The 22,271-nt window shown below is 73.7% G+C and carries 22 protein-coding genes; 10 read left to right on the forward strand and 12 right to left on the reverse strand.

Annotation, left to right across the window (positions count from 1 at the left end; genetic code table 11):
• Positions 1-18: 18 nt before the first annotated feature.
• Positions 19-1,305 (reverse strand): MFS transporter, encoded by a 1,287-nt coding sequence (locus tag ACZ6K0_RS06405; protein ID WP_469227665.1) that lies wholly within the window; start codon positions 1,303-1,305, stop codon positions 19-21.
• 161 nt (positions 1,306-1,466) lie between these two features.
• Between ACZ6K0_RS06405 and ACZ6K0_RS06410 the strand changes: the two genes are divergently transcribed.
• Positions 1,467-2,108, forward strand: a complete 642-nt coding sequence (locus ACZ6K0_RS06410; protein WP_469227664.1) for a TetR/AcrR family transcriptional regulator — start codon at positions 1,467-1,469, stop codon at positions 2,106-2,108.
• A 36-nt stretch (positions 2,109-2,144) separates the two neighbouring features.
• Here the strand turns inward: ACZ6K0_RS06410 and ACZ6K0_RS06415 are convergent, their stop codons facing one another.
• Complete coding sequence (locus ACZ6K0_RS06415) at positions 2,145-2,753, reverse strand: DUF2867 domain-containing protein (RefSeq protein WP_376400176.1); 609 nt, start codon at positions 2,751-2,753, stop codon at positions 2,145-2,147.
• A 130-nt stretch (positions 2,754-2,883) separates the two neighbouring features.
• On the opposite strand from ACZ6K0_RS06415, the gene ACZ6K0_RS06420 reads away from it, so the two are divergent.
• On the forward strand, positions 2,884-3,444 hold the full coding sequence (locus ACZ6K0_RS06420; protein WP_469227663.1) for a TetR/AcrR family transcriptional regulator: 561 nt from the start codon (positions 2,884-2,886) through the stop codon (positions 3,442-3,444).
• A 26-nt stretch (positions 3,445-3,470) separates the two neighbouring features.
• Here the strand turns inward: ACZ6K0_RS06420 and ACZ6K0_RS06425 are convergent, their stop codons facing one another.
• Genes ACZ6K0_RS06425 through ACZ6K0_RS06455 form a run of 7 tightly spaced genes read right to left on the reverse strand, consistent with a single transcriptional unit; the run spans position 3,471 to position 9,068 of the window.
• Positions 3,471-4,082 (reverse strand): hypothetical protein, encoded by a 612-nt coding sequence (locus ACZ6K0_RS06425; RefSeq protein ID WP_469227662.1) that lies wholly within the window; start codon positions 4,080-4,082, stop codon positions 3,471-3,473.
• Positions 4,079-5,398 (reverse strand): hypothetical protein, encoded by a 1,320-nt coding sequence (locus ACZ6K0_RS06430; protein WP_469227661.1) that lies wholly within the window; start codon positions 5,396-5,398, stop codon positions 4,079-4,081. Before ACZ6K0_RS06430 ends, ACZ6K0_RS06425 begins: the two co-directional genes overlap by 4 nt.
• Positions 5,395-6,204 (reverse strand): ABC transporter ATP-binding protein, encoded by an 810-nt coding sequence (locus ACZ6K0_RS06435; protein ID WP_376400164.1) that lies wholly within the window; start codon positions 6,202-6,204, stop codon positions 5,395-5,397. Before ACZ6K0_RS06435 ends, ACZ6K0_RS06430 begins: the two co-directional genes overlap by 4 nt.
• Positions 6,201-7,085: a zf-HC2 domain-containing protein gene (locus ACZ6K0_RS06440; protein WP_469227660.1), complete on the reverse strand. Its 885-nt coding sequence runs from the start codon at positions 7,083-7,085 to the stop codon at positions 6,201-6,203. Before ACZ6K0_RS06440 ends, ACZ6K0_RS06435 begins: the two co-directional genes overlap by 4 nt.
• Positions 7,082-7,699, reverse strand: a complete 618-nt coding sequence (locus ACZ6K0_RS06445) for an RNA polymerase sigma factor (RefSeq protein ID WP_469227659.1) — start codon at positions 7,697-7,699, stop codon at positions 7,082-7,084. The genes ACZ6K0_RS06440 and ACZ6K0_RS06445 overlap by 4 nt, the downstream gene beginning before the upstream one ends.
• 56 nt (positions 7,700-7,755) lie before the next feature.
• Positions 7,756-8,385 (reverse strand): hypothetical protein, encoded by a 630-nt coding sequence (locus ACZ6K0_RS06450; protein ID WP_469227658.1) that lies wholly within the window; start codon positions 8,383-8,385, stop codon positions 7,756-7,758.
• 44 nt (positions 8,386-8,429) lie between these two features.
• A complete protein-coding gene (locus ACZ6K0_RS06455) occupies positions 8,430-9,068 on the reverse strand; it encodes a GNAT family N-acetyltransferase (protein WP_469227657.1) in 639 nt (212 codons plus the stop codon).
• A 131-nt stretch (positions 9,069-9,199) separates the two neighbouring features.
• On the opposite strand from ACZ6K0_RS06455, the gene lon reads away from it, so the two are divergent.
• On the forward strand, positions 9,200-11,611 hold the full coding sequence (gene lon, locus ACZ6K0_RS06460; RefSeq protein WP_469227656.1) for an endopeptidase La: 2,412 nt from the start codon (positions 9,200-9,202) through the stop codon (positions 11,609-11,611).
• Positions 11,612-11,712: 101 nt separating this feature from the next.
• Positions 11,713-12,306, forward strand: coding sequence for a DUF4240 domain-containing protein (locus ACZ6K0_RS06465; RefSeq protein WP_469227655.1), 594 nt, complete (start codon positions 11,713-11,715; stop codon positions 12,304-12,306).
• On the opposite strand, the gene ACZ6K0_RS06470 is transcribed toward ACZ6K0_RS06465, so the two are convergent.
• On the reverse strand, positions 12,303-13,187 hold the full coding sequence (locus ACZ6K0_RS06470; RefSeq protein ID WP_469227654.1) for a lytic polysaccharide monooxygenase auxiliary activity family 9 protein: 885 nt from the start codon (positions 13,185-13,187) through the stop codon (positions 12,303-12,305). The two genes, ACZ6K0_RS06465 and ACZ6K0_RS06470, sit on opposite strands and share 4 nt — an antisense overlap.
• Positions 13,188-13,423: 236 nt before the next feature.
• On the reverse strand, positions 13,424-14,254 hold the full coding sequence (locus ACZ6K0_RS06475; RefSeq protein ID WP_376400139.1) for a lysozyme: 831 nt from the start codon (positions 14,252-14,254) through the stop codon (positions 13,424-13,426).
• Between the two features lie 259 nt (positions 14,255-14,513).
• Here ACZ6K0_RS06475 and ACZ6K0_RS06480 point away from each other — a divergent pair, with 259 nt between their 5' ends.
• Positions 14,514-14,996: a MarR family winged helix-turn-helix transcriptional regulator gene (locus ACZ6K0_RS06480; protein WP_376400136.1), complete on the forward strand. Its 483-nt coding sequence runs from the start codon at positions 14,514-14,516 to the stop codon at positions 14,994-14,996.
• A 66-nt stretch (positions 14,997-15,062) separates the two neighbouring features.
• On the opposite strand, the gene ACZ6K0_RS06485 is transcribed toward ACZ6K0_RS06480, so the two are convergent.
• On the reverse strand, positions 15,063-15,848 hold the full coding sequence (locus tag ACZ6K0_RS06485) for a protein phosphatase 2C domain-containing protein (protein ID WP_469227653.1): 786 nt from the start codon (positions 15,846-15,848) through the stop codon (positions 15,063-15,065).
• 359 nt (positions 15,849-16,207) lie between these two features.
• On the opposite strand from ACZ6K0_RS06485, the gene ACZ6K0_RS06490 reads away from it, so the two are divergent.
• The 5 genes from ACZ6K0_RS06490 to ACZ6K0_RS06510 are packed head-to-tail and all read left to right on the forward strand — an operon-like array spanning position 16,208 to position 22,194.
• Positions 16,208-19,324, forward strand: coding sequence for a nitrate- and nitrite sensing domain-containing protein (locus ACZ6K0_RS06490; protein ID WP_469227652.1), 3,117 nt, complete (start codon positions 16,208-16,210; stop codon positions 19,322-19,324).
• Positions 19,321-19,812, forward strand: coding sequence for a roadblock/LC7 domain-containing protein (locus ACZ6K0_RS06495; RefSeq protein WP_376400128.1), 492 nt, complete (start codon positions 19,321-19,323; stop codon positions 19,810-19,812). Before ACZ6K0_RS06490 ends, ACZ6K0_RS06495 begins: the two co-directional genes overlap by 4 nt.
• Before the next feature lie 13 nt (positions 19,813-19,825).
• A complete protein-coding gene (locus ACZ6K0_RS06500; protein WP_376400125.1) occupies positions 19,826-20,254 on the forward strand; it encodes a DUF742 domain-containing protein in 429 nt (142 codons plus the stop codon).
• Positions 20,235-20,918, forward strand: a complete 684-nt coding sequence (locus ACZ6K0_RS06505; protein ID WP_376400123.1) for a GTP-binding protein — start codon at positions 20,235-20,237, stop codon at positions 20,916-20,918. The genes ACZ6K0_RS06500 and ACZ6K0_RS06505 overlap by 20 nt, the downstream gene beginning before the upstream one ends.
• A gap of 40 nt (positions 20,919-20,958) precedes the next feature.
• The gene (locus tag ACZ6K0_RS06510) at positions 20,959-22,194 is read left to right on the forward strand and encodes a styrene monooxygenase/indole monooxygenase family protein (RefSeq protein ID WP_376400120.1); all 1,236 of its coding nucleotides are present in this window, start codon (positions 20,959-20,961) and stop codon (positions 22,192-22,194) included.
• The last annotated feature ends 77 nt before the right edge of the window (positions 22,195-22,271 follow it).

Consider the following 22,271-nt stretch of genomic DNA (forward strand, 5'->3'; position numbering starts at 1 on the left):
ACCGGACCGCGTGACCGGTTACTCGACCGAGCGGATGAACTGGACGGCGATCGCGCCGAGCACGCAGGCCACGCCGCCGAAGAGGAAGAGCGCGCCGTAGTTGCCGCCGCCGCCGATCGCGAGGATCGCGGGGGCCGCGATCGGGACGAGCGACTGCGGGAGGGCGTTGCCGATGTTGAGGACGCCCATGTCCTTGGCGGACTCCTCGGGGTTCGGCAGGACGGCCGCCGCCAGGGCCACGTCCACGGAGAGGTAGAGCCCCTCGCCGAAGCCGAAGACGACCAGCGCGAGGACGAACATCCCGAAGGAGTGGGCGGTCGCGACGAGGGCGAGGCCGGCGCCGATGACGACCGAGGAGGCCAGGACGTACGGCTTGCGGCGGCCGGAGCCGTCGGAGAGGACGCCGCCGAGGAGGGAGCCCGCGATCACCGCGACCACCATGGCGACCGTGCCGGTGAAGAGCTTCCCGGAGACCTCGTCCTGGCTGTAACCGAGCCGGTCCATCAGGAAGTACACCTGGTAGCTGGTGACGCAGGAGATGCCGACGAAGACCAGGAAGCGGCCGACGAAGTTCCAGGCGAAGTCGGGGTGCGCGCGCGGGGAGACCCAGAAGCTGCGCAGGAACTCGCGGAAGCTGTAGGGGGCGAAGGCCCCGGCCCGCGCCGGGCGGTCCTTCATCACGGCGGAGAGGTAGACCACCGAGGCGAGGCCGATGACGGCCGGGACGAGGAACGCCAGGGCGAGCGACGTGTCGAAGGCATTGGCGAGGAAGGTGCCGAGGATCATCGCGATCGAGGCCATCATGCCGACGATGCCGGAGACCCGGGCCTGCTGCTGAGGCGGTACGAGGTCGGGGATGCAGGAGACCAGGGCGGCCATCGCGGCGTTGCAGCCGAGCTGGGCGACGGCCCAGCCGAGCATCAGGACCGGGACGCTGCCGCCGGTGCCGACGACCGCGAGTCCGGCGAGGCCGACGGCCATGCCGCCGACGAGCCAGGGGCGGCGGCGGCCGAAGCGGCTGGTCGTGCGGTCGGAGAGGGCGCCGAAGACGGGGTTGCCGATCATCGCGAGGACCGCGCCGAGGGAGAGCACCTTGCCGAGGGCGCTGCCGCGCTCGGCTTCCGGGACGATCTGGGCGACACGGAGGGCGAGGGTGACCATCACCGGGGTGAGGACGGCGACCATCAGCCCGAGCTGGGCGAAGGCGAGGCCGAATATCAGGGTGCCGGGGGCCTTGGCGGGCGGCGGTGCGGTGACCTCGGGGGCGGTGGTGGTGACGGCCGCGGGGTCGTGGGTGATGGCCATGGGGGACTCCATCGTTCACGGGCCGACAGCGGTGTCGGCCTTCGACGACGTCAGGCTAAGCGTGAAAACCGAGTGACCACTAGGTTTCTGGAATGTGTCCTGGATCACAGGCCTGAAGCCTCTCTCCGGGGCCGGAATCGGTCCCGGCTAGGGTGGGACGCATGCCGGAGAAGAAGGACCCGAAGCCCCGCGCATCCGCAGGTCGGGGCAGCTATGCGGTCGGTGACGCACGCCGCCGGAAGATCCTGGACACCGCCGTCGACCACTTCGGGCGCTGGGGCTTCCACGCCTCCTCGCTCGCCCGGATCGCCAACGACTGCGGGATCACCCAGGGCGGACTGCTGCACCACTTCCGCAGCAAGGAGGACCTGCTCCTCTCGGTCCTCGGGCAGAGCGAGCAGCACGACATGGAGCGGCTGTTCAGCGTCGCGCCCGAGTCGTACGCGGCCTACCTGGAGACCGTGGTCGCGCTGGTCGAGGAGAACACCCGGCGCCCCGGCATCGTCCGGATGTACAACGTCCTGGTGGGCGAGTCCGGCAACGTCGGCCACCCCGCCCACCAGTACTTCAAGGAGCGCTACGCGCGCGTGCTCCAGCACACGGTCGACCTCCTGGAGGAGGCCGTGCGGCGCGGCGAACTGCGCGCCGACCTCGACTGCCGGGCCGTCGGCCAGGAGCACATCGCCGTCATGGACGGCCTCCAGATCCAGTGGGCCCTCGACCCGGAGTCGATGGACATGCCCGCCCGCGTCCGGTCCTTCCTGGGGCGGCAGTACGCGGAGATGGCGGCGCCGCAGGCGTGACGGCGGGGGTGCGCCGGGTCTGGCCGCCGCCTCCCGTCAGGCCGCCGCCTCCCTGGCCTTCCCCGCCTCCCACTCGTGGCCGATCGAGCGCATCAGCCTCGGGTACACGCCCAGGTAGCGGAAGGGCTTGATCCCCGCCATGTAGACGGCGCCGAGCACCCCGTTGGGCTTGACCAGGACGGCCATCCGGGCGCGGTGACGGTCGGGCTCGCCGGGAGTCGGGTCCGGAACCCAGCAGATGTGCATCACCGCGTGCACGGTCCGGTTGGCGGTCTCCGCCGCCCACTCGTCGTGCGTCTGGAAGACCGGCGTGAACGGCACCGCCCGCAGATCGGGCCCCTGGGTCCCCGCGCGCAGATCCTCCGGCAGTCGCGTCCGGAGGGAACCCACCCGCCCGTCGAGGCCGGCGGCGGCCTTGTCCCAGCCGAGCAGTGCGCCCAGCTTCCAGCGGATCGCGAAGAGCGTGCGGATGACGGGCGCGGAGAGGGCGGTTCCGTCGCCGTTCGTGAACTGCCTTACGAGGCGGTCGAGTTCGTTCGGTCCGCCCGTGACGGGCAGCTCCCACACGTCCTCGACCTGGAAGTCCCCGGCGACCTCGTGGATCCGCCACGGGCGGGAGGTGTGCGCGGTGCGGGGAAGTCTCATGGTCGTACCCCTGTTCCTCCGTCGGTCCACCGCTCCCTGTCTGTACGGTGGCGTATAGATCAAGCGTAGACCCGTCTGTACGGCACCGTATAGTCGGGTCGAGGAGTGGCGAGGTGAGGAGGGACACACCATGGGCGCGATCCGCACACCCCGTGGCCGGTGGATCGAGGAAGGCCTCCGCGCGCTCGCGCGGGGCGGCCCGGAGGCCGTACGGATCGAACCGCTGGCCCAGGCCCTCGGCGTCAGCAAGGGCGGCTTCTACGGCTACTTCACCAACCGCGACGCCCTGCTCGCCGAGATGCTCGACACCTGGGAGCGCGAGGTCTCCGAAGCGGTCATCGAGCGGATCGAGAGCGGCGGGGGAGAGGGCCGCGTCAAACTCGGCCGGCTCTTCGACTTCGTCCAGGGCGTCGCCGAAGGACCGGTGACCGGCCTCACCGTCGACCTCGCCGTCCGCGACTGGGCCCGGCGCGACGAGACCGTCGCCGCACGCCTCCGCCGCACCGACAACCGGCGCATGGAGTACCTGCGTTCGCTCTTCCGGGACTTCTGCGCCGACGAGGACGACGTCGAGGTCCGCTGCCTGATCGTCTTCTCGCTGCGCGTGGCCGACCGCTTCATCGCGGTCGACCACGGCGGGCGTACGCCGGCGGAGATGGCGGAGCTGACAAGGGAGTGGCTGCTGAGGTAGGCGTGATGGCGCTTTCGCGCCGCGGCTCAGGCCTCGCCGGCCGTGCGCCGGGCGCCCCGCCACGCGTACAGCGCCGTGCCGGCGGCGAAGGCGACGACCGCCACCGCCCACGCCTCGCCCTCCGGGCCGGGGCGCGTCACCCACGCCCACCAGACCGCGCCCGCCTGCTCGGCGCGTGCCGTCAGGTAGACCACACCGACGTAGAAGGTCGGCGGCAGCCAGCTCAGCCGGGCGCCGAGGAGGGCGGCGCCGCCCGCCGCCACACCGGCGAGACCCAGGGTGTTGCGTACGGCGGCCGGCGCGCCGAACTCCTCCGTGTGCCCCGGCACCGCGAGGGCGAGCAGGGCCGCGGCGAGGGCGGTCGCCGCGAGGACGTGAACGAGCCGGCGCGGCCACCAGGCGCGTACCGCCGTCCGGTCCAGCTCGTCGCTCGGCGTGTACAGACTCGTCCCGATCACGCCCGCCGCGAGCAGCGGGCCGAGGATCACCACCGGCAGCCGCGCCGCGTGCCCGAAGCGCGGCGACGCCACCAGCCACCAGGCCGCCCAGGCGGCGAGCACCGCCGTGCCGAGCAGCGCCGCCAGCGCACCGGGAAGACCGCGCGAGCGCAGGTAGAGGCTCTGCGGGGGGAGTGTCACGGGATCGGCACCTCGTCCGGGTGGCAGGGATTCGCCGCGAGGTAGCGGGCCAGGTAAGCGCGTTGCTCGGACGGGGACTTGGCGTTCAGGCGGTCGATGTAGGGCTGCGTGCCGACGACGTCGGGCCCGAAGCCGCTCGGAGTCGGGGCCAGCCACTGGATGACCGCGGAGTTGACGGTGGTCGCCCGCTCGGCGTTCGGGCCCGTCAGGTCGGTCGGCAGGCACACGTCCGCGAACAGCTGCATCGCCGCGAAGTTCCGGTACAGATCGGGCCGTTCGAGGCGCCCGCGCACCACGTCGTCCGAGGGATCGAGCATCTCGATGTCGCCGGGGCCGCTGTCGAAGGGGCCGATCGCCCAGCGCGCCGGGGCGCCGGGCAGCCCCTTGAGGCGGGCGTTCAGCGGGGCGAGCGCCGCCGACAGGGCCGGGAGCTGCTTCCGGTCGAGAGCCGTCACACAGACCTGCGGTGTGCCGTCGTCGCAGACGGCCCGGGTCAGCGCGGGGTCCGGACGCCACGGGCCCTCGTCCGGCGGCAGGTGCAGGATCAGGCCCGCGGCGGCCACGGCGGCGGCCAGCGGGACCAGGGCGAACGCCCGGAGACGGCCGCGCAGGCCGTACGCGAGGAGCGCGGCGAGCGCCAGGCCCACCGCCCACGCCATCGACACCGGGCCGAACCACCAGACGGGCCGGACCCAGGCCATCCGGTACTCGACGGCCGGGCTCAGCCAGCGGGCTCCCGCCTGCGTGTACGTGCCGATGGCCAGCCCCACGTACCCGACGATCCCCAGGATCGGGGCCGCGAGCCGCCAGGGGACCAGCCGCCCGGCCAGGTGGCCGAGGGCGCCGAGCGCGGCGATGGCGACCGCGTCGGCGACGAGGAGTTCGAGGAACGGCCGGCCCGCGGAGACGTACGGCCAGGTCGCGAGCAGACAGACGGCGTCGGCGAGGAGCGCCCCGGCGGCGGGCCACAGCGCGGACGGGGCGACCGCGACGGCGAGGCGTCGCAGCGGCGAGCGGGGGACCGACTCCCACAGCTCCGTCGTCCCGCGCCGCCGGTCCCGGCCGCCCTGCCAGCAGCCCGCCGCGAGCGCGAGGGGTCCGCCGAGCAGCCCGACGACCACATGGAGCAGGCTCGTCGTCTCCGTCCACCGCGTCTGCCACTCGGGCGCCTTGCCGTACATCGTCACCAGGACGGTGACGGCGACGGCGGCGCCGGTCCACGGCCCGAGGCCGCGGCGCAGCTCGGTGCGGAGGGGGGAGGGCGGGCGCGCGGGCGTCCGCTCCTCCGTGCCGGGCGGGGTGAGGGTCGCGGTCACCGCAGCGCCTCCTTCGTGCGCACCGCGCCGGCTCCGGCGCTCGCGCGGTGGGCGCGCAGGGCGGCCGTGTAGCCGCGCTCGATCGCCTGCGTCGCCGAGTCGCCGGGTACGTCCGACTCGCCGCCGAGCGCGGCCAGTTCTGCGGTCGTCCCGCGAAACGCGAGCCGCCCCGACTCGATCAGGGTGACCTCCGTGCAGGCCGCGGCCACGTCCTCCACCAGATGCGTGGAGACCACCACCGTCGCTTCCGTGCCGAGCTCCCGCAGCAGCTCGCGGAAGTCGACCCGCTGCTCCGGGTCGAGGCCCGCCGTCGGCTCGTCGAGCAGCAGCAGCTCCGGTTCGTTCACGATCGCCTGCGCGATGCCCGCCCGCCGGACCATGCCGCCCGACAGCGTCTTCATCCGCGCGTCGATCCGGCCGCCGAGCCCGACGCGCTCGACGGCCCGCTCCACGGCCGCCCCGGCCCGGTCCGCCGGCACCTCCTTCAGCCAGGCCACGTACGCGACGAACTCCCGGACCGTGAAGGCCGGATAGAAGCCGAACTCCTGCGGCAGATAGCCGAGCCGGCGCCGGATCGCGGTGCGTTCACGGTGGCCCGCGACGTCCCCGCCGAGCAGCTCCACCCGCCCGGCGGCGGGCGCGGCGACCGTCGCGAGGACCCGGATGAGCGAGGTCTTCCCGGCGCCGTTGGGGCCGAGCAGGCCGTGGACGCCGGGGGAGAGGGACAGGTCGAGCGCGTCGAGGGCGACGGTGCGGCGGTGCCGGACGGTCAGTCCGGTCACCGCGACCGTGGCGGGCTGGTTCACCGGGTCTCCAGATGGTCGAAGGAACGGCGCCGCAGCGCGAGGAGGGTCCCGCAGGCGAGTGCCGCCGCGGCCCAACTCCCTTGCGCTGCCGGGCCGGAGAAGTAGCGGGCGAGCGCGGCGGCACTGTCCGTGCCGGCCGCCGACGGCCCGAGGAGCGGGCCCGTCACGGCGAGCAGCCACCCGCCGGCGAGGGTCGCGGCCGCCGCCCGGCAGCCGACGAACGAGCCGAGCGCGAGGGCGGCCAGGGTCAGCGCGAGCCCCGGCAGCAGCCAGGCCGCCGCCCCCGGGAAACCGGCCACCGGCGGCAGCAGCGCCCCGCCCGCCGTCAGCAGCGGCACGCAGACCGCGAGCACGGCGGCGGTACGGGTGAGGAGCAGCCGCAGCCCGCCGGAGGGGGTGGCGGCGGTGATCTCGTACAGGGGGTCGGCGTGGCGTCCGTACGAGACGGCGACCCCGCCCAGCGGGAGGACCGGGGAGAGCGCGAGCAGCCAGCTCCGCGCGCCCTGGAACCCGGCGCCGTAGGCCAGGGCGAAGGCTCCGCCCAGGACGAGCGCCACGGCCACGACCCAGGAACCGCGCAGGGCGGGCCCGGCGGCCCACCAGAGCCGTGCCCACCGCCCGAGGGGGCTCCCGGCGATGGCGGCGACGGCCGGAACGGGCCGGTGTCCCACGGACGTCAGGAGCTCCGCCCGTACGGCGGCCAGCGCCGGGCCCGCGGCTCCGGCGCGTACGGCGGCCGAGACGCGGCCCGCGCAGGGGGAGCAGGACTCGACGTGCTTCTCCAGGGACCAGGCGTCCGTCTCGGGGGCGGCGCCCTCCGCGTACCGGAGGGCCAGCGCGTCGGTGACGTGCCAGCCGGTGGCGTGCCGGGGGGACGTCATGCGGTGCCTCCCAAGGGGTACGGGCCGCCGCCGGCGCCGAGGGCGGCGCGCAGCTCGCGGCGGGCGCGCAGGGCGCGGGTCTTGACGGTGCCCTCGGGTATGCCGAGCAGCCGGGCGGTCTCGCGGGTTGTAAGACCGTCGACGACGGTCGCCCGCAGGACCTCGGCGAGCTCGGGCGAGATCCGGTCGAGGGCGGCGCCCACCTCGCCGTACTCCAGGCCCGCGAGGACCCGCTCCTCGGCGGAGGGCGCGGGCGCGGCGGGTTCCGGCGGCGCGGCCGCGGCCCGTTCGGTGCGTTCGGCACGGGCCCGGGCGCGCTGGGCGTCGACGAGCCGCCGGGCGGCGATCACCCAGAGCCAGCCGCCGGCCTCGCCCCGGCCGCGGTGGCCGCCGGCCGAGCGCCAGACCGTGACGAAGGTGTCCTGGAGGACCTCCCGCACGGTCTCCTCGTCGGGACAGCGGCGGGCCAGCCGGGCGTGCAGCCAGCCCGCGTGCCGGTCGTAGAGGACGGCGAGCGCCTCGGTGTCCCCCCGGGCGACCGCGCGCAGCAGCGCCGCGTCGTCGTCCTCGTCTCCCCCTGAGGGGCCTCCCCCTGAGGGGCGCAACAGTCTCACGCCCTCTCTATCGCGCACGGACCCCCGTTCGGTTCACGGCGGGGGCCGTCCCCCGCTCAGGGGCTCGTCGGCGGGCCGCCCTCCGGGAGGGCGGCGAAGACGCGCTGGAGGGCCGGCGGGCGTTCGCCGTCGCCCGCGACGACGAGACGGCCGCGGTACGTGAGCGAGTACTGGAATCCGTCGGCGACCGGGCTGCCGGTGGGCCGGCTCGGGACCCGCGCGTACGCCGGGTCCTCCAGGGCGGCCCGCAGCTCGGCGACCTCGGCGGGCGTCTGCTGCCCGGTCCGGGGCGGCTTGCTGCCGGAGCGGCTGGTCCAGCTGCCGTCGTCGTGGACGACGAGCTGATTGCGGACCCCGGCGAAGCCACCGCTGACGACGACCTCGACGAGGACCTCGGCGGGCCGTGGCTCGTCGCGAGGGGCGGTCGGGGTCGGGGTCGGGGTCGGGGTCGGGGTCGGAGCGGTTGTACGGGTCGGCTCAGGCGTACCGCTCGGCCCCTGGGACTCCTGCGGCGCTTGGGACTCCTGCGGCTCCTGCGGCTCCGGGGGCGCGCTCACCCCCGTCGCGGGCGGGCCGCCCGGTGTGGGCGGCGCCCCGGGCCCGCAGGCGCTCGCGCTGCCGGCCAGGACCGCCGCAAGCAGCAGGGCCCCGCACCACTTCCCCCGTACGCCTCGGCCTCGCACCATGGATCGAGCATGCCCCGTACGGGGTCCCCCGCGCAGCCGGACGGTCAGGTTCCCGACCGGATGATCCCGGTGAGGGGCCCGCGGTAGCGCCAGTCGAGGGAGTCGTACAGCGCGAGGCCGTCCGTGGTCGCGGCCAGCACCCCGGTCTCGGCCCCGGCCTGCGCGGCGGCGGCCTCCAGGGTGCGCATGACGTTCGCGCCGAGGCCGCGCCGCCGGTGCGCGGGGTCGGTCTCGATCTGGTCGGCGACGGCGGTGGAGCCCGTCGGGGCGATCTGGCCGCGCGCGGCGAGGGTGCCGTCCGGGGCGAGGACGCGGACCCGGATGACCCCGTCCCGGACCTCGGTGGTCCGCGCGTACCCCTCCGGCGGCGCGGGGCGGGCGCCCGGGTCCAGCGGCTTGACCATCATGAAGCCCGGGTCGTCGGGGACCGTCCACTCCGCGGTGATCCAGGGCGCCACCTCCTCAGGGGTGGCCATCACCTTGAGCCAGCTGTACGGCTCGGTGAGCGCCTCGCAGAGCGCGCCGACGGAGGCCGCGTCGGGGGCGGGCAGGACGTGCCGCACGACGTGCCGGGGCAGGCCGACGTCGATCCGGTAGCCCCAGGGCTCGACGACGGCGGGCGGGGTCTCCCGGGAGACGGTCCAGCCGGCCACCCAGGCGGAAGTAATAGCTGCTATGTCCATAGGGTCATTACATCGGCAGTCGATGGTCCGGCGGAAGGGTGATCGCTCAGAGCGAACTGCCGCTGGGGAACATTCCTGGGCTCACGTGCATTGAGTCCGTACAGCTCAACTTGACTGCCGAAGGGGAGATCATGGCTTCTGCGTCCACGGCGTCCGCGCCGCTCACTCTGCCTGTGCTGCCGCTCGACGACGAGGTCGTGCTGCCCGGAATGGTGGTGCCGCTGGACCTGTCCGACACCGACGTACGGGCCGCCGTCGAGGCCGCCCAGGCCGCCGCCCGCCCGGAAAGCGGCAAACCGCGGGTGCTGCTCGTGCCCCGCGTCGACGGGACCTACGCCGGCACCGGCGTCCTCGGCACCGTCGAGCAGGTGGGACGCCTGTCCGACGGCGACCCCGGCGCGCTGATCCGCGCCCTCGGCCGCGTCCGCATCGGCGCCGGCACGACCGGGCCCGGCGGCGCCCTCTGGGTCGAGGGCAGCGCCGTCGAGGAGACCCTGCCCGACCCGCTGCCCGGCTCCGTGACCGAGCTGGTCAGGGAGTACAAGGCACTGGCCACCAGCTGGCTCAAGAAGCGCGGCGCCTGGCAGGTCGTCGACCGCGTCCAGCAGATCGACGGCGTCGGCGCCCTCGCCGACAACTCCGGCTACTCGCCCTTCCTCACCGTCGAGCAGAAGGTCGAGCTCCTGGAGACCGCCGACCCGGTCGCCCGCCTCAAGCTCGCCACCGCCCAGCTCCGCGAGCACCTCGCCGAGCAGGACGTCGCCGAGACCATCGCCAAGGACGTCCAGGAAGGCGTCGACAAGCAGCAGCGCGAATTCCTCCTCCGCCGCCAGCTCGAAGCCGTCCGCAAGGAGCTCCGCGACCTCAACGGCGAGGCCGAGGGCGACGAGTCCGACGACTACCGCGCCCGCGTCGAGGCCGCCGACCTGCCCGAGAAGGTCCGCGAGGCGGCCCTCAAGGAGGTAGAGAAGCTGGAGCGGTCCAGCGACCAGTCCCCGGAGGGCTCCTGGATCCGCACCTGGCTCGACACCGTCCTCGAACTGCCCTGGAGCGAGCGCACAGAGGATCAGTACGACATCCCCGGCGCCCAGGCGATCCTCGACGCCGAGCACGCCGGACTCGAGGACGTGAAGGAGCGCATCACCGAGTACCTCGCCGTGCGCAAGCGCCGCGCCGAACGCGGCCTCGGCGTCGTCGGCGGCCGCCGCGGCGGAGCCGTCCTCGCCCTCGTCGGCCCGCCCGGCGTCGGCAAGACCTCGCTCGGCGAATCCGTCGCCCACGCGATGGGCCGCAAGTTCGTCCGCGTCGCCCTCGGCGGCGTCCGCGACGAGGCCGAGATCCGCGGCCACCGGCGGACCTACGTCGGCGCCCTGCCCGGCCGGATCGTCCGGGCGATCAAGGAAGCCGGGTCCATGAACCCGGTGGTCCTGCTCGACGAGATCGACAAGGTCGGCTCCGACTTCCGGGGCGACCCGGCGGCAGCCCTCCTCGAAGTCCTCGACCCCGCCCAGAACCACACCTTCCGCGACCACTACCTGGAGGTCGAACTCGACCTCTCCGACGTCGTCTTCCTGGCCACGGCCAACGTGCTCGAAGCCATCCCGGAGGCCCTGCTCGACCGCATGGAGCTGGTCAGGCTCGACGGGTACACCGAGGACGAGAAGGTCGTCATCGCCCGCGACCACCTGCTCCCGCGCCAGCTGGAGCGGGCCGGCCTGGAGCCGGGCGAGGTCGTCCTGGAGGACGCCTCCCTGCGCAGGCTCGCCGGCGAGTACACCCGGGAGGCCGGCGTCCGCACCCTGGAGCGCGCCATCGCCCGGCTGCTCCGGAAGGTCGCGGCCCAGCACGAACTGGGCGACCGCGAGCTGCCGTTCACGGTCACGCCGGACGACCTGCGGGACCTGATCGGCCGCCCGCACCACGTGCCCGAGTCCGCGCAGGACCCGGCGGAGCGCCGCACGGCCGTGCCGGGCGTCGCCACCGGACTCGCGGTGACCGGCGCGGGCGGTGACGTCCTCTTCGTGGAGGCGTCCCTCGCCGACCCGGAGACCGGTGCCGCCGGTCTGACCCTCACCGGCCAGCTGGGCGACGTGATGAAGGAGTCCGCACAGATCGCGCTCTCCTTCCTCCGCTCGCACGGCGCGGAGCTGGAACTGCCCGTCACCGGCCTCAAGGACCGGGGCGTGCACATCCACTTCCCGGCGGGCGCGGTCCCCAAGGACGGGCCGAGCGCGGGCGTCACGATGACGACCGCCCTCGCGTCCCTGCTGAGCGGCCGCCAGGTCCGTACGGACGTGGCCATGACCGGCGAGGTCTCCCTCACCGGCCGGGTCCTCCCGATCGGCGGCGTGAAGCAGAAGCTGCTCGCGGCGCACCGCGCGGGCATCACGACGGTCGTGATCCCCAAGCGGAACGAGGCGGACCTGGACGACGTCCCCGCCGAGATCCTGGAGAAGCTGGAGGTCCACCCGGTGACGGACGTCCGGCAGGTCCTGGAGATCGCCCTCGCCCCGGCGGCGGTGCCGGTGGGCGTGGCCGCGTAACTCCCCGGCGGTGAGCGGGGTGTCCTGATCAGGGACACCCCGCTCCGGCGTCCCCGAATCCCCGTACCCGGATGTCAGTCGAGGCTGTCATGCTCGTACGCATGAACGACGACGCCTTCTGGGCTCTCATCGACGAGTTGAGCCGCCGTCCCGGTGACCGGGACGAGCGGCTGGAGTGGCTGCGGGCGGAGCTGGTGCGGCGCCCGGAGACCGAGAGCGTGGCGTTCCAGGTGCGGCTGGAGAGGGCGTGCGAGAGAGCCGACACCCGCGCGGTGTGGGCGGCGGCGAACCGCGTCGAGGGCGGCGGCTGCACGGACGACGGCTTCCACTACTTCACGCTCTGGCTCGTGGGGCAGGGGCGGAAGGTGTACGACTCGGTCGTCGCCGACCCGGACGCCCTGGCCGACGTGCCCGGGATCCGGGTCCTCGTCGGCCGGCACCGCGACGAGTGGGACGACGACGAGTGGCCCGAGTGGGAGGAGCTCGACTACGTCGCCCAGGACGCGTACGACGAGCTGACCGGCCAGGAGGACGACGACGGCGAGGAGTTCCTCGACGCCGTCGAGGAGGCGGAGGACGCCGCCGAGGCGGCGGGAGAGTGGGAAGAGGGCGAGGACGTCCGGGGGGCTCGGCCGGAGGGGATGGCACTGCCCCGGCTCACCGCCCTCTTCCCGCTCGGTACCTCCGGCTCCTAGGAGGCGGAGGAGTTCCGGCGGCGGCCCAGGAGCAGGGTGCCTCCCGCGAAGGCGGCGAGGGCGCCCGCGCCCGCGAGGGCCAGGGGGAGCGGCGAGGCGGGGGCTCCGGCGGCCTCTGCGGAGAGCGCCGGGGCGTGCTCGTCGCCGCCGTGGCCGGCGTGGCTGACGGTGGAGAGGTCGGCGCCCGCCGCGATCTTCGCCTCGGTCGGGGCCTGCGCCTTCAGCTGGGTCTGCGCCGCCGCCGCACCGCCGAAGGTGACGTCCGAGCAGCTGTAGAAGGCCTCGGGGCTGTCGTTGCGCTGCCACACCTTGTAGACGATGTGGCGGCCGGTGCGGGCCGGGAGGTTGCCCGTGAAGTTGTAGTAGCCGTCCGTGGCCGTGCGGGTGGTGTTGTAGACGGCGACCGGGGTCGCGTCCAGGTCCGACCACTTCAGGGGCTGCGTCGGGTCGAAGCCCGCCTTGGTGATGTAGACCGTCATCGTGCCCGAGTGGGCGGCGGTCGCCCGGAACTTGAAGTCGAAGGAGCCGGCCTTGACGGCCGTCGCCGGCCAGTCGGTGCGCGCCCAGTCCAGCGCCCGGTACTTGGCGCGGTTCGCCGAGCAGAGCTTGCCGTCCGGGATGAGGGCCTGGTGCTGGCCGTCGGCGTTGGCGATGTTCACCTCGTTCCAGTCGTAGAGCGGCTGGGTGCCGGAGTCGGCGACGAGGTCCTTGCACACCTGCGACTTGGGCGTCTCGGGGCCTTCGGCGTAACAGGCCGCCACGCGGCTCACGGGGTTGAAGACGGCGCCGTGGGCACCGGCCGTGGTGGGGGTGAGGCCGACGAGAGCGGCGGCGGACAGGGCGGAGACGGCGACGGCGGAGGTACGGCGGTAGGAGGCCATGCGGGGGCTCTCTCTCGTGCGTGGGGGAGAACGGGACGAGCAACGCGCGCTGGGTACGCAGAAGTTGAATTCCGGGCGACCGCCGTAGAGCGTCGCATTGGTCCATACCAATGGGCAAGGGGGCGGGCGGAAAAAGCCGAAGCGGCCCCCCGGGGTGCCGTACACCCGGAGAGCCGCCGCGGAAGAGGGGACGGATCAGTCGTGAGGGATCAGTCGTGAGGGGTCAGCCGTGAGGGTCAGCCGTTGGCGAGCGCCTGCACGCGCGAGTAGTCCCCGTTGAAGTGGTTGTGGTCGCCGACCGTCGGGCCGGAGGACGTGTACTGCCACATCGTGTAGTAGAGCCAGCCGGCCGGGAGTTCGCCGACCTCGGCGGCGTACCGCGCGATCCACAGCGGGTTGGTGGAGGCGAAGCCCCCGTAGTTGCCGGTGCACTGCTTCCACCAGCTCGTCGCCGTGTAGATGACGGCGTCCCGGCCGGTCCGGTACTTGTACCGGTTCACGAAGTCCTGGATCCAGGCGACCATCCCGGACGCGGTCTTGCCGTAGCAGGTCGCGCCGTACGGGTTCCACTCGATGTCGAGGACGCCCGGCAGGGTCCTGCCGTCCTTCGACCAGCCGCCGCCGTTGTTGACGAAGTAGTCGGCCTGGGCGGCGCCGGTCGTCGTGTCCGGGGTGGCGAAGTGGTACGTGCCCCGGATCATGCCGATGTTGTACGAGCCGTTGTACTGCTGCGCGAAGTACGTGTTCTTGTAGTACGTGCCTTCCGTGGCCTTGACGTAGGCCCACTTGACGCCGCTGTTCCACAGCGTGGACCAGGCGACGTTCCCCTGGTGCCCGGAGACGTCCACGCCTTCGGTCTGGACGGCCAGGGTCGAGCCGCCGCCGGGCGCGGCGCCGCGCCCGTCGTGCGCGAGGACGCCCATGCCCATGGAGGCGGAACCACGGGCGGGCACCTGCCGGGCACCCGGATCCTGGGCGGCGCCGGCGGGCCCGGCGAGGGGGAGGAGGAGGGCCAGGGCCGCGAGGGCGGCACCGGCGAGGGTCGTTCCGGATCTGTGCACACGCATGCGTGCCTCCGAAAGGCGGTGGGGGACCGATGTCGACACGTCCTGGTGTGGACATGTCATTGAGTCGGGAGAGACGCTACGCACGTAGACCCGCCCGGCGGAAGGGGGCCCGGATACCGCCGTTGGTCTACTCCTGCGAAATACTGAAGGAGCTGCGGCGATCGCCGTGACGGGAAGAAACTTTCAGCGGCCGGAAAACCATCGGGAAGCCGCAGAGGGCCGCCGGGAAGCCGCCGGAGAACGCGTGGGAGGTGCTGACGTGCACGGAAGCGGTACGGGAAGTGAAGGCCGGGCCGTCCCGCCCGCCGGGGTCGACCCGGAATTCCTCGCCCTCGAACGGGAACTGGCGGTCTTCCTGCGCCGCGCCCGCGCCCAGTCCGGCGAGATGGCCCGCGAGGTCCACCCCGAACTGGAGCCCGCCGCCTACGGACTCTTCGTACGGCTCGACGACGCCGGCCCCCAGCGGGCCACCGAACTCGCCGGGTACTTCGGGGTCGGCAAGGCGACCATGAGCCGCCAGCTGCGCGCGCTCGAAATGCTCGGGCTCGTCGTCCGCGACCCCGACCCCGCCGACGGGCGCGCCTCGCTGGTCCGCCTCACCGAGGAGGGCCGGGACCGCTTCCGGCACGTGCGGGACGCCCGGCGCGAGCGGTACGTCCGCAAGCTCGTCGACTGGGACCGCACCGAGGTCGCCGAACTGGCGCGACTCCTCCACCACTTCAACGTCCGGTCCGAGGGCTGAGCCGAGGGGCTCGCTCGCCGGAGGGCCGGAGGGTCGGGGGCCGGGGGCCGGATGGCCGGAGCGGCCTCAGGTCAGCTCCGCGTACACGGCCGTCGCGTCGTCGTGCGTCTTCCAGCGGCGCGCCCCGCCCGCCTCCGCGTCCGCCGTCTCCAGCGCCCGCACCCGCCGCAGCAGACCCGACGGGCCCTCCTCGCGCAGGACGCCGAAGCACTCCGCCCAGTCGCCCGCGCCGAACAGCTCCACCCAGCGGCTCGCCCCGTCGGTGAGCGCCGCCAGGGCCCGTACCTCCGCGCGCGGCGTCGTCCCCGTCACCGCCCGCTCCGCGACCGCCGGGTCGGCCGCCGCCGTGAAGAAGCCGCCCTCCCGGTTCCGCAGCCGGTCCGTCGCCTCCAGGGAGCGCAGGATCTCGTCCGGGACCCGGTCGAGCCGGTCGTCGAGCACCGCCCGGACCGATCCGTCCGGCGCCTCCAGGAGGAGAGCGGAGTCGGAGAGGACGAGATGTTCGACCGAGGACTCGTCCCAGCGGGCCAGCACCACGGTCGCCTGCGGCGTACGCACGTGAGAAAGGTCACAGGTGTCCCGGTGAGCGTTCGCGGTGCGCCGGATTGCCCGGGACAGGATCTCGGGCAAGGGCATGTCCGGGCGGGAAGCGGACAGTTCGGTCAAAGCCCCGCCAAGGCGAGCGGTGAACCACGGCACCGTGTGCACACAACCGTCATGACCGGCCGGTGGTGTGACGCCGTCGAGGACGACGACCGTCCCCCCGCCGCCCGAGGCGGGCAGAGCTGCGGCTGCCCAGTCCTCGTTGGGGCGTTCGGGGCTGCCGGGGAGGGTGGCGACGTCGCTGCGCATGATGTCCAGTGTGCCCGCCCCGCCGCACTCCTTCACGGCACCTCCCAACGGCCGGAAAAGGCCTGTACCAAGCCGCCGGTGGCGCCGCGCGAGGCGGAACCGGGACCTCCGCGGAGCTGCGGGCGGGCATCCTGCCAAAGCCCGCGCGGAAGATCCAACCGGGGGCCCGTGGAGGCCCGTGGACCCCGCCCCGGGGAGTTGTTCGCCAACTCATGAGTGTTGTTCACTCGTTCGGGTGGCGGAGCGGCCGATGCGCGCCCCCTTCCCAGAAGCGCTGGAATGGTCGGAAGCCGTACCAGGGGTGGGGGCGCTCCACGTGACCGGTCGTCACCTCTGCTTTGTGGGCGGACGAGTCAAGAATGCGAGCACCGGTGGAGAAGAAGCGGCCTCGGAGCAAGAACGGCGCGCGGAGCCAGACCCCCGGTGTACCGCCGACCCCGGTCGGCACCGCCACGGCGCCCGCCGGCGGCCACCCTTCGGAGCCCGCCGCGACGCTCCCCGCGCAGAAGCAGAAGCAGACGCCGACGCAGAAGCAGTCGCAGACGCAGCCCCCGGCCGGCCGCGCCAAGCGCGTCCGCAACCGCCTGGTCGCCGGTGTCGCCCTCGTGGGCGTGACCGTCCTCGCCGCCGGCGCCCCCGCGGTCCTCGCGGCCTCCGCCGACCTCAGCGACTCCCAGCGCCTGGTCACCCTCGCCGAGCTCGACCGGCAGGCCGTCACCCTCGCGCACTCCCTCGCCGACGAGCGCGACGAGGTCGTCGCCTACATCGCCGCGGGCCGCGACGCGCAGACCGGCGCCGCCAAGGACAAGCGCCAGGTCACCGACGTCCGGTCCGCCCGCGTCGACCGCCAGATCGACGAGATCAGGCCCGCGGCCGCCACCGAGCTCCGCCGCGACCTCGCCGGCGTCCCCTCCATCCGCCGCACCGCCCTCACCGGCAAGGGCACGGCCCTGGAGGCCCACAAGGCGTACTCGGACGTCATCACCAAACTCCAGGCCCTCTCCGACGAGCTCGCCGAGAAGACCCCGCCCCGCGCCGCCGACACCGCGCTCACCGAGGCCACCCGCGCCCCCGCCGCCCTCGGCCGCGCCGTCGAACAGGCCTCCGCCGCCCGGGGCCTGCTCCTCGCCGCGCTCGCCGTGCCGCAGCCCGAGCCCACCGGGGACGTCCACTACGACGCCGAGACCGGCACCTACGTCCCCGACGTGCCCGAGGGCGCCGACGAGGCCGAGCGCGCCCGCGACGCCCTCACCGCCGCCGCCCAGCAGGCCCGCGTCCGGGAACTCGCCGCCCTCGGCGACTTCGACCAGGCCGCCGGCGCCACCGCCCGCGACGCGATCGCCGCGACCGTCGCCGGACCCGACGTCAAGAGCGCCGAACGCTCGCTCGCCACCCTCACCGACCAGCCCCGGCTGACCGAGTCCGAGCGCGAGACCGACCCGGCCGGCCTGGAGGCCGCGCTGTCCGCCCGTATCGAGCAGATGCGCGGCGTCGAGTCCCGTCTCGCCGCCGAGCGGGTCGAGCACCTCGCCGCGCTCCGGGACGACGACGTCACCGCCCTCGAACTGCGCATCGCGTTCCTCGGCGGCTGCCTCCTCGTCGCGATCGGCATCTCCACCTACGTCGCCCGCACCCTCACCCGGCCGCTCGCCGTGCTCCGCATCGGCGCCGCCCGGCTCGCCGGGGCCCCCGAGCCGCACGCCGAGGAGCCGGTCCGCTTCACCGGCCGCAACGACGAGTTCGCCCAGGTCGTCCGCTCCCTCAACACCCTGCACGGCAAGCTCTCCGGCCTCGCGGCCCACAGCGAGCGGCTCACCGGCGAGCACGCCGAACTCGCCGCCGCGAAGGAGACGCTCGGTGCGGAGATCGCCGCCCAGCGCGCCGACCTCCAGGGCCGGGTCGCCCTCCTCACCGCCGACCTGGAACGCCTCAAGGGCACCATCCACCACACCTTCGTCAACCTCTCGCTGCGCAGCCTCGGGCTCGTCGAGCGGCAGCTCGGCGTGATCGAGAAGCTGGAGGAGCGCGAGCAGGACCCGGACCGCCTCGCGACGCTCTTCAAGCTCGACCACCTGGCGACCGTCATGCGCCGCCACAGCGAGAACCTCCTCGTCCTCGCCGGCCACGAGCACGTCCACGGCCACGCCGGGCCCGTCCCGCTCGTCGACGTCCTGCGCGCCGCCGTCAGCGAGATCGAGCGGTACGAGCGGGTCACCATCCAGTCCCTGCCGCCGCACGCCCAGATCGCCGGCTTCGCCGCGGACGACCTGAGCCACCTGATCGCCGAGCTCCTGGAGAACGCCACGTCGTTCTCGCCGCCCGACGCCGAGGTCCAGCTCTCCGGCTGGCTCTTGGAGAGCGGCGAGGTCATGCTCTCCGTCCAGGACGCGGGCATCGGCATGACCGACTCCCGGCTCACCGAGCTCAACGCGCGCCTCGCCGAGGCCGACCCGGACCGCTTCGAGGGCGAGGGGCTCGGCATGCGGGTGACCGCCCTGCTCGCCGCCCGCCACGGCGTCCGCGTCCAGTTGCGCGAGCAGAAGCCCGGCGGCATCGCGGCCGTCGTGGTCCTGCCGCTGCCCCTGCTGCCCGCGGCCCTTCCCGCGGCCGTGTCGGAGCCGCCGGTACGGGTGGCGGGCGCGGCGCCCACGCTCCACCTGCCCGGCTCGGCGGCGGAGGCCAACTCCAACACCCTGCCGTCCCGGACCCGCGACCCGCTGGTGGAGGCCGCGGAGCGCGCGTTCCTGGCGGCGGAGGCGGCGGGCACGACCGAGCCCCGGACGCCGGACGGGGGCCAGGCGCCGGAACACGCGCAGGCCCAGGCCTCCGAGCCCCAGCAGCAGTACGCGCCCGAGCCGGAGCCGACGCAGGCGTACGAGCCCGCGCAGGCGTACGAGCCCGGGCCCGAGCAGGCATACGAGCCCGAGCAGGCTTACGAGCCCGCACCCGAGCCCGCCGGATACGTGGAGTCCGTCTCCGAGACCACGCTCCAGGTCCGGCTGCCCGACCCGCAGCCCGAGCCGGACGCCCACGAGCGCGCCGCCGACGGGGACGCCCCCGCCGCCGCCCGCGTCGAGCCCCCGGTCGCCCCGGTCGCCCCGGCCCCGCCTGTCACGGCCGCACCGACCGCCCCCTCGGCCCCCACCGCCCCGTCGGCCGCCCCGGCCCCCGAACCGGCCTCCGACCAGCCGATTCCGGGCCCCCGCGTCGCCCAGTGGGAGCGGGTCACCGACAAGGGCCTTCCCAAGCGCACCCCGCAGGTGGTCCGCAAGGCCGAAGCCCCCACCACCCCCCGTCAGGGAGGTGTGGACGCCGAGGCCCTGCGCCGCCGGCTCGGCGGCTTCCACCAGGGCGCCAACGCCGGACGCCGGGACGTCGAGGCGGAGATGGAGAGTGGCTCGGCGCGGATAGACGCCGCAAGGCCTGCACGTACAGAGGAGATGACGGGGGACACAGTCGAGGAGGCACGCAGTTGACTGCGACGGGAACGTTCGGACTGAGCACGGAGGCCCGCAACCTGCAATGGCTGCTGGGCAATCTCGTGGAGGAGGTACCGGGAGTCCGCTCGGTCACCGTCGTCTCCTCCGACGGGCTGATGCTGCTCTCGTCCGACCCGGCCACCCAGCAGGCCGCGACGGCCGCCGCCGAAGCCGGCCGTCCCGACGGGCCGCGCGGCTCCAGCGCCGACCTGGCCACGATCGTCTCGGGCATCGGCAGCCTCACCATCGGCGCGGCACGGCTGATGGACGGCGGCGGGGTCAAGCAGACCATGGTGGCGATGGAGGAGGGCAGCGTCTTCGTGATGTCGATCAGCGACGGCTCGCTGCTCGGCGTGCACGCCACCCCCGACTGCGACATGAGCGTCGTGGCGTACCACATGGCGCTCTTCGTGGGCCGCGCCGGACACGTACTCACCCCCGAAGTCCGCAGTGAGCTGCGCAAATCGATGGAGAGCACCCAGTGATGGAGAGCACCCAGTGACGTCTGCGTCCGCGTCCGCCGCCTTTCACGCCCACAAACTGCCGGTACGGGGAGACGGGCGGCGCCCCTCGCGCGTCCGCCCGTACTCGCTGACCGGCGGCCGGACCCGCTTCGGCCACGTCCTGCTCGTCGAGACCTTCGTGGCGGCGCTCGAAGCGGCCCCCGCGCGCAAGGTCCTGACGGACGGCGGGCCCGGCGCCCGCGGTCTGATGCCGGAGATGCGGGCCATCGTCGAGATCTGCCGTCGGATGCGTACGGTCGCGGAGATCTCGGCACTGCTGAAGATGCCGTTGGGGGTCGTCCGGGTGCTGCTCAGTGACCTGGCCGACCAGGGAAAGATCCGTGTGTACGGGACCGGTCACGGCACCGGCCAGCCCGACCGCGCGCTCCTCGAAAGGGTGCTGAGTGGACTCCGTCGTCTCTGACGCCACCGCCGTCTCCGAACCGCCGGCCGTCGCCGGCATCCCCGTCCAGCCGCGGGCCGGGGATCCCCTGCTCGATACCGAGGACGGCGCCCAGGACTGGCAGCTCGACCACACCAGGGCCCCGATCGCGACGAAGATCGTGGTCGCGGGCGGCTTCGGCGTGGGCAAGACCACCTTCGTCCGCGCGGTCTCGGAGATCACCCCGCTCCAGACCGAGGCGCTGATGACCCGGGCGAGCGAGGACACCGACGACCTCACGTCCACGCCGGACAAGCTCACCACCACGGTGGCGATGGACTTCGGCCGGATCACCCTCGACAACGACCTCGTGCTGTACGTCTTCGGTACGCCGGGACAGCAGCGCTTCTGGTTCATGTGGGACGACCTGGTGCGCGGGGCGATCGGGGCGATCGTGCTCGCCGACACGCGCAGGCTGACCGACTGCTTCCCGGCCCTGGACTACTTCGAGAGCTGCGGCCTCCCGTACATCGTGGCCGTCAACCACTTCGAGGGCACCGAGCGCTTCGAGCCGGAGGACGTCCGGGAGGCCCTGACGGTCTCCGCGGACGTGCCGGTGGTGATCATGGATGCGCGCAAGCGCTACAGCGTCGTCGAGACCCTGCTCTCCATGGTCGCGCACGCGCTCGAAGCCACCCCCGAATAGTTCTCACGAGCAGTTCTCACAGTCGCCAGGAGCACCACCCATGCGGAAGATACTCATAGTCGGCGCCGGCCAGTCCGGTCTGCAGCTCGCCCTCGGACTTCAGACGCAGGGGTACGAGGTCACCCTCATGTCGAACCGGACGGCGGACGAGATCCGCGCCGGGCGCGTCATGTCCACGCAGTGCATGTTCGACACGGCCCTCCAGCACGAGCGGGACCTCGGCCTCAACTTCTGGGAGTCGCAGGCCCCCAGGACCGAGGGCCTCGGCGTCTCCGTCGCCGCCCCCGACTCGGGCCGCGCGATCGACTGGGTCGGCAAGCTCGACGGTTACGCGCAATCCGTCGACCAGCGCGTGAAGATGGCCGGCTGGATGGAGACCTTCGCCCAGCGCGGCGGCCAGCTCGTCATACACGGCGCGGCCGTGAGCGACCTGGACTACTTCTCCCGCACCTACGACCTGGTGCTCGTCGCGGCGGGCAAGGGCGAGCTGGTCTCCATGTTCGGCCGGGACGAGTCCCGTTCGCCGTACGCGGAGCCGCAGCGGGCGCTGGCCGTGGCGTACGTCCACGGCCTCGGCCCGCGCCCCGAGCACCCGGACTTCGACGCGGTCCGCTGCAACCTGGTCCCGGGCGTCGGCGAGCTCTTCGTCATGCCGACCCTGACGACCGGCGGCCGCGCCGACATCCTCTTCTGGGAGGGCGTTCCCGGCGGCCCGATCGACGTCTTCCAGGGCGTCAAGGACCCCTCCGAGCACCTGGCGCTGACGCTGGAGCTGATGGAGAAGTTCACGCCCTGGGAGTACGCGCGGGCCACCAGGGTCGAGCTGACCGACGCGGGCGGCACCCTCGCCGGCCGGTACGCGCCGACCGTCCGGAACCCGATCGGCCGGCTGCCCGGCGGCGGCCTCGTCCTCGGTGTCGCCGACGTCGTCGTCGCCAACGACCCGATCACGGGCCAGGGCTCCAACTCGGCGTCCAAGTGCGCCGCCACGTACCTCGACGCGATCGTCGCGCACGGCGACAAGCCCTTCGACGAGACCTGGATGCAGGCCACGTTCGACCGCTACTGGGACACCGCGCGGCACGTCACCAAGTGGACGAACGCGATGCTGGGCGTCCCGCCGGAGCACGTCCTCAACCTGATCGGCGCGGCGGGCCGGCTCCAGCCGGTCGCCGACCGCTTCGCGAACGGCTTCAACGACCCGTCCGACTTCGAGAACTTCTTCTTCGACCCCGAGAAGACGAACGCGTACCTGGCCGAGGTCGCCGGCGCCTGACGGCGAGGGCCGGTCGGCGCTCTGGGCAGTGGTCCGGGCGGCGAAATCCGGTCGAGACGCGGTACCAGGGTGTTCGA

The sequence above is a fragment of the Streptomyces sp. NPDC042346 genome (assembly GCF_055581845.1).

Bases quoted from the DNA above. Each gene is read 5' to 3' on its own strand.
- ACZ6K0_RS06470 (WP_469227654.1), bottom strand. From the start codon at position 13,187: ATGGCCTCCTACCGCCGTACCTCCGCCGTCGCCGTCTCCGCCCTGTCC.
- ACZ6K0_RS06420 (WP_469227663.1), top strand. From the start codon at position 2,884: ATGGGCGCGATCCGCACACCCCGTGGCCGGTGGATCGAGGAAGGCCTC.
- ACZ6K0_RS06410 (WP_469227664.1), top strand. From the start codon at position 1,467: ATGCCGGAGAAGAAGGACCCGAAGCCCCGCGCATCCGCAGGTCGGGGC.
- ACZ6K0_RS06465 (WP_469227655.1), top strand. From the start codon at position 11,713: ATGAACGACGACGCCTTCTGGGCTCTCATCGACGAGTTGAGCCGCCGT.
- ACZ6K0_RS06510 (WP_376400120.1), top strand. From the start codon at position 20,959: ATGCGGAAGATACTCATAGTCGGCGCCGGCCAGTCCGGTCTGCAGCTC.
- ACZ6K0_RS06475 (WP_376400139.1), bottom strand. From the start codon at position 14,254: ATGCGTGTGCACAGATCCGGAACGACCCTCGCCGGTGCCGCCCTCGCG.
- lon (WP_469227656.1), top strand. From the start codon at position 9,200: ATGGCTTCTGCGTCCACGGCGTCCGCGCCGCTCACTCTGCCTGTGCTG.
- ACZ6K0_RS06405 (WP_469227665.1), bottom strand. From the start codon at position 1,305: ATGGCCATCACCCACGACCCCGCGGCCGTCACCACCACCGCCCCCGAG.
- ACZ6K0_RS06455 (WP_469227657.1), bottom strand. From the start codon at position 9,068: ATGGACATAGCAGCTATTACTTCCGCCTGGGTGGCCGGCTGGACCGTC.
- ACZ6K0_RS06440 (WP_469227660.1), bottom strand. From the start codon at position 7,085: ATGACGTCCCCCCGGCACGCCACCGGCTGGCACGTCACCGACGCGCTG.
- ACZ6K0_RS06450 (WP_469227658.1), bottom strand. From the start codon at position 8,385: ATGGTGCGAGGCCGAGGCGTACGGGGGAAGTGGTGCGGGGCCCTGCTG.
- ACZ6K0_RS06485 (WP_469227653.1), bottom strand. From the start codon at position 15,848: ATGCGCAGCGACGTCGCCACCCTCCCCGGCAGCCCCGAACGCCCCAAC.
- ACZ6K0_RS06490 (WP_469227652.1), top strand. From the start codon at position 16,208: ATGCGAGCACCGGTGGAGAAGAAGCGGCCTCGGAGCAAGAACGGCGCG.
- ACZ6K0_RS06415 (WP_376400176.1), bottom strand. From the start codon at position 2,753: ATGAGACTTCCCCGCACCGCGCACACCTCCCGCCCGTGGCGGATCCAC.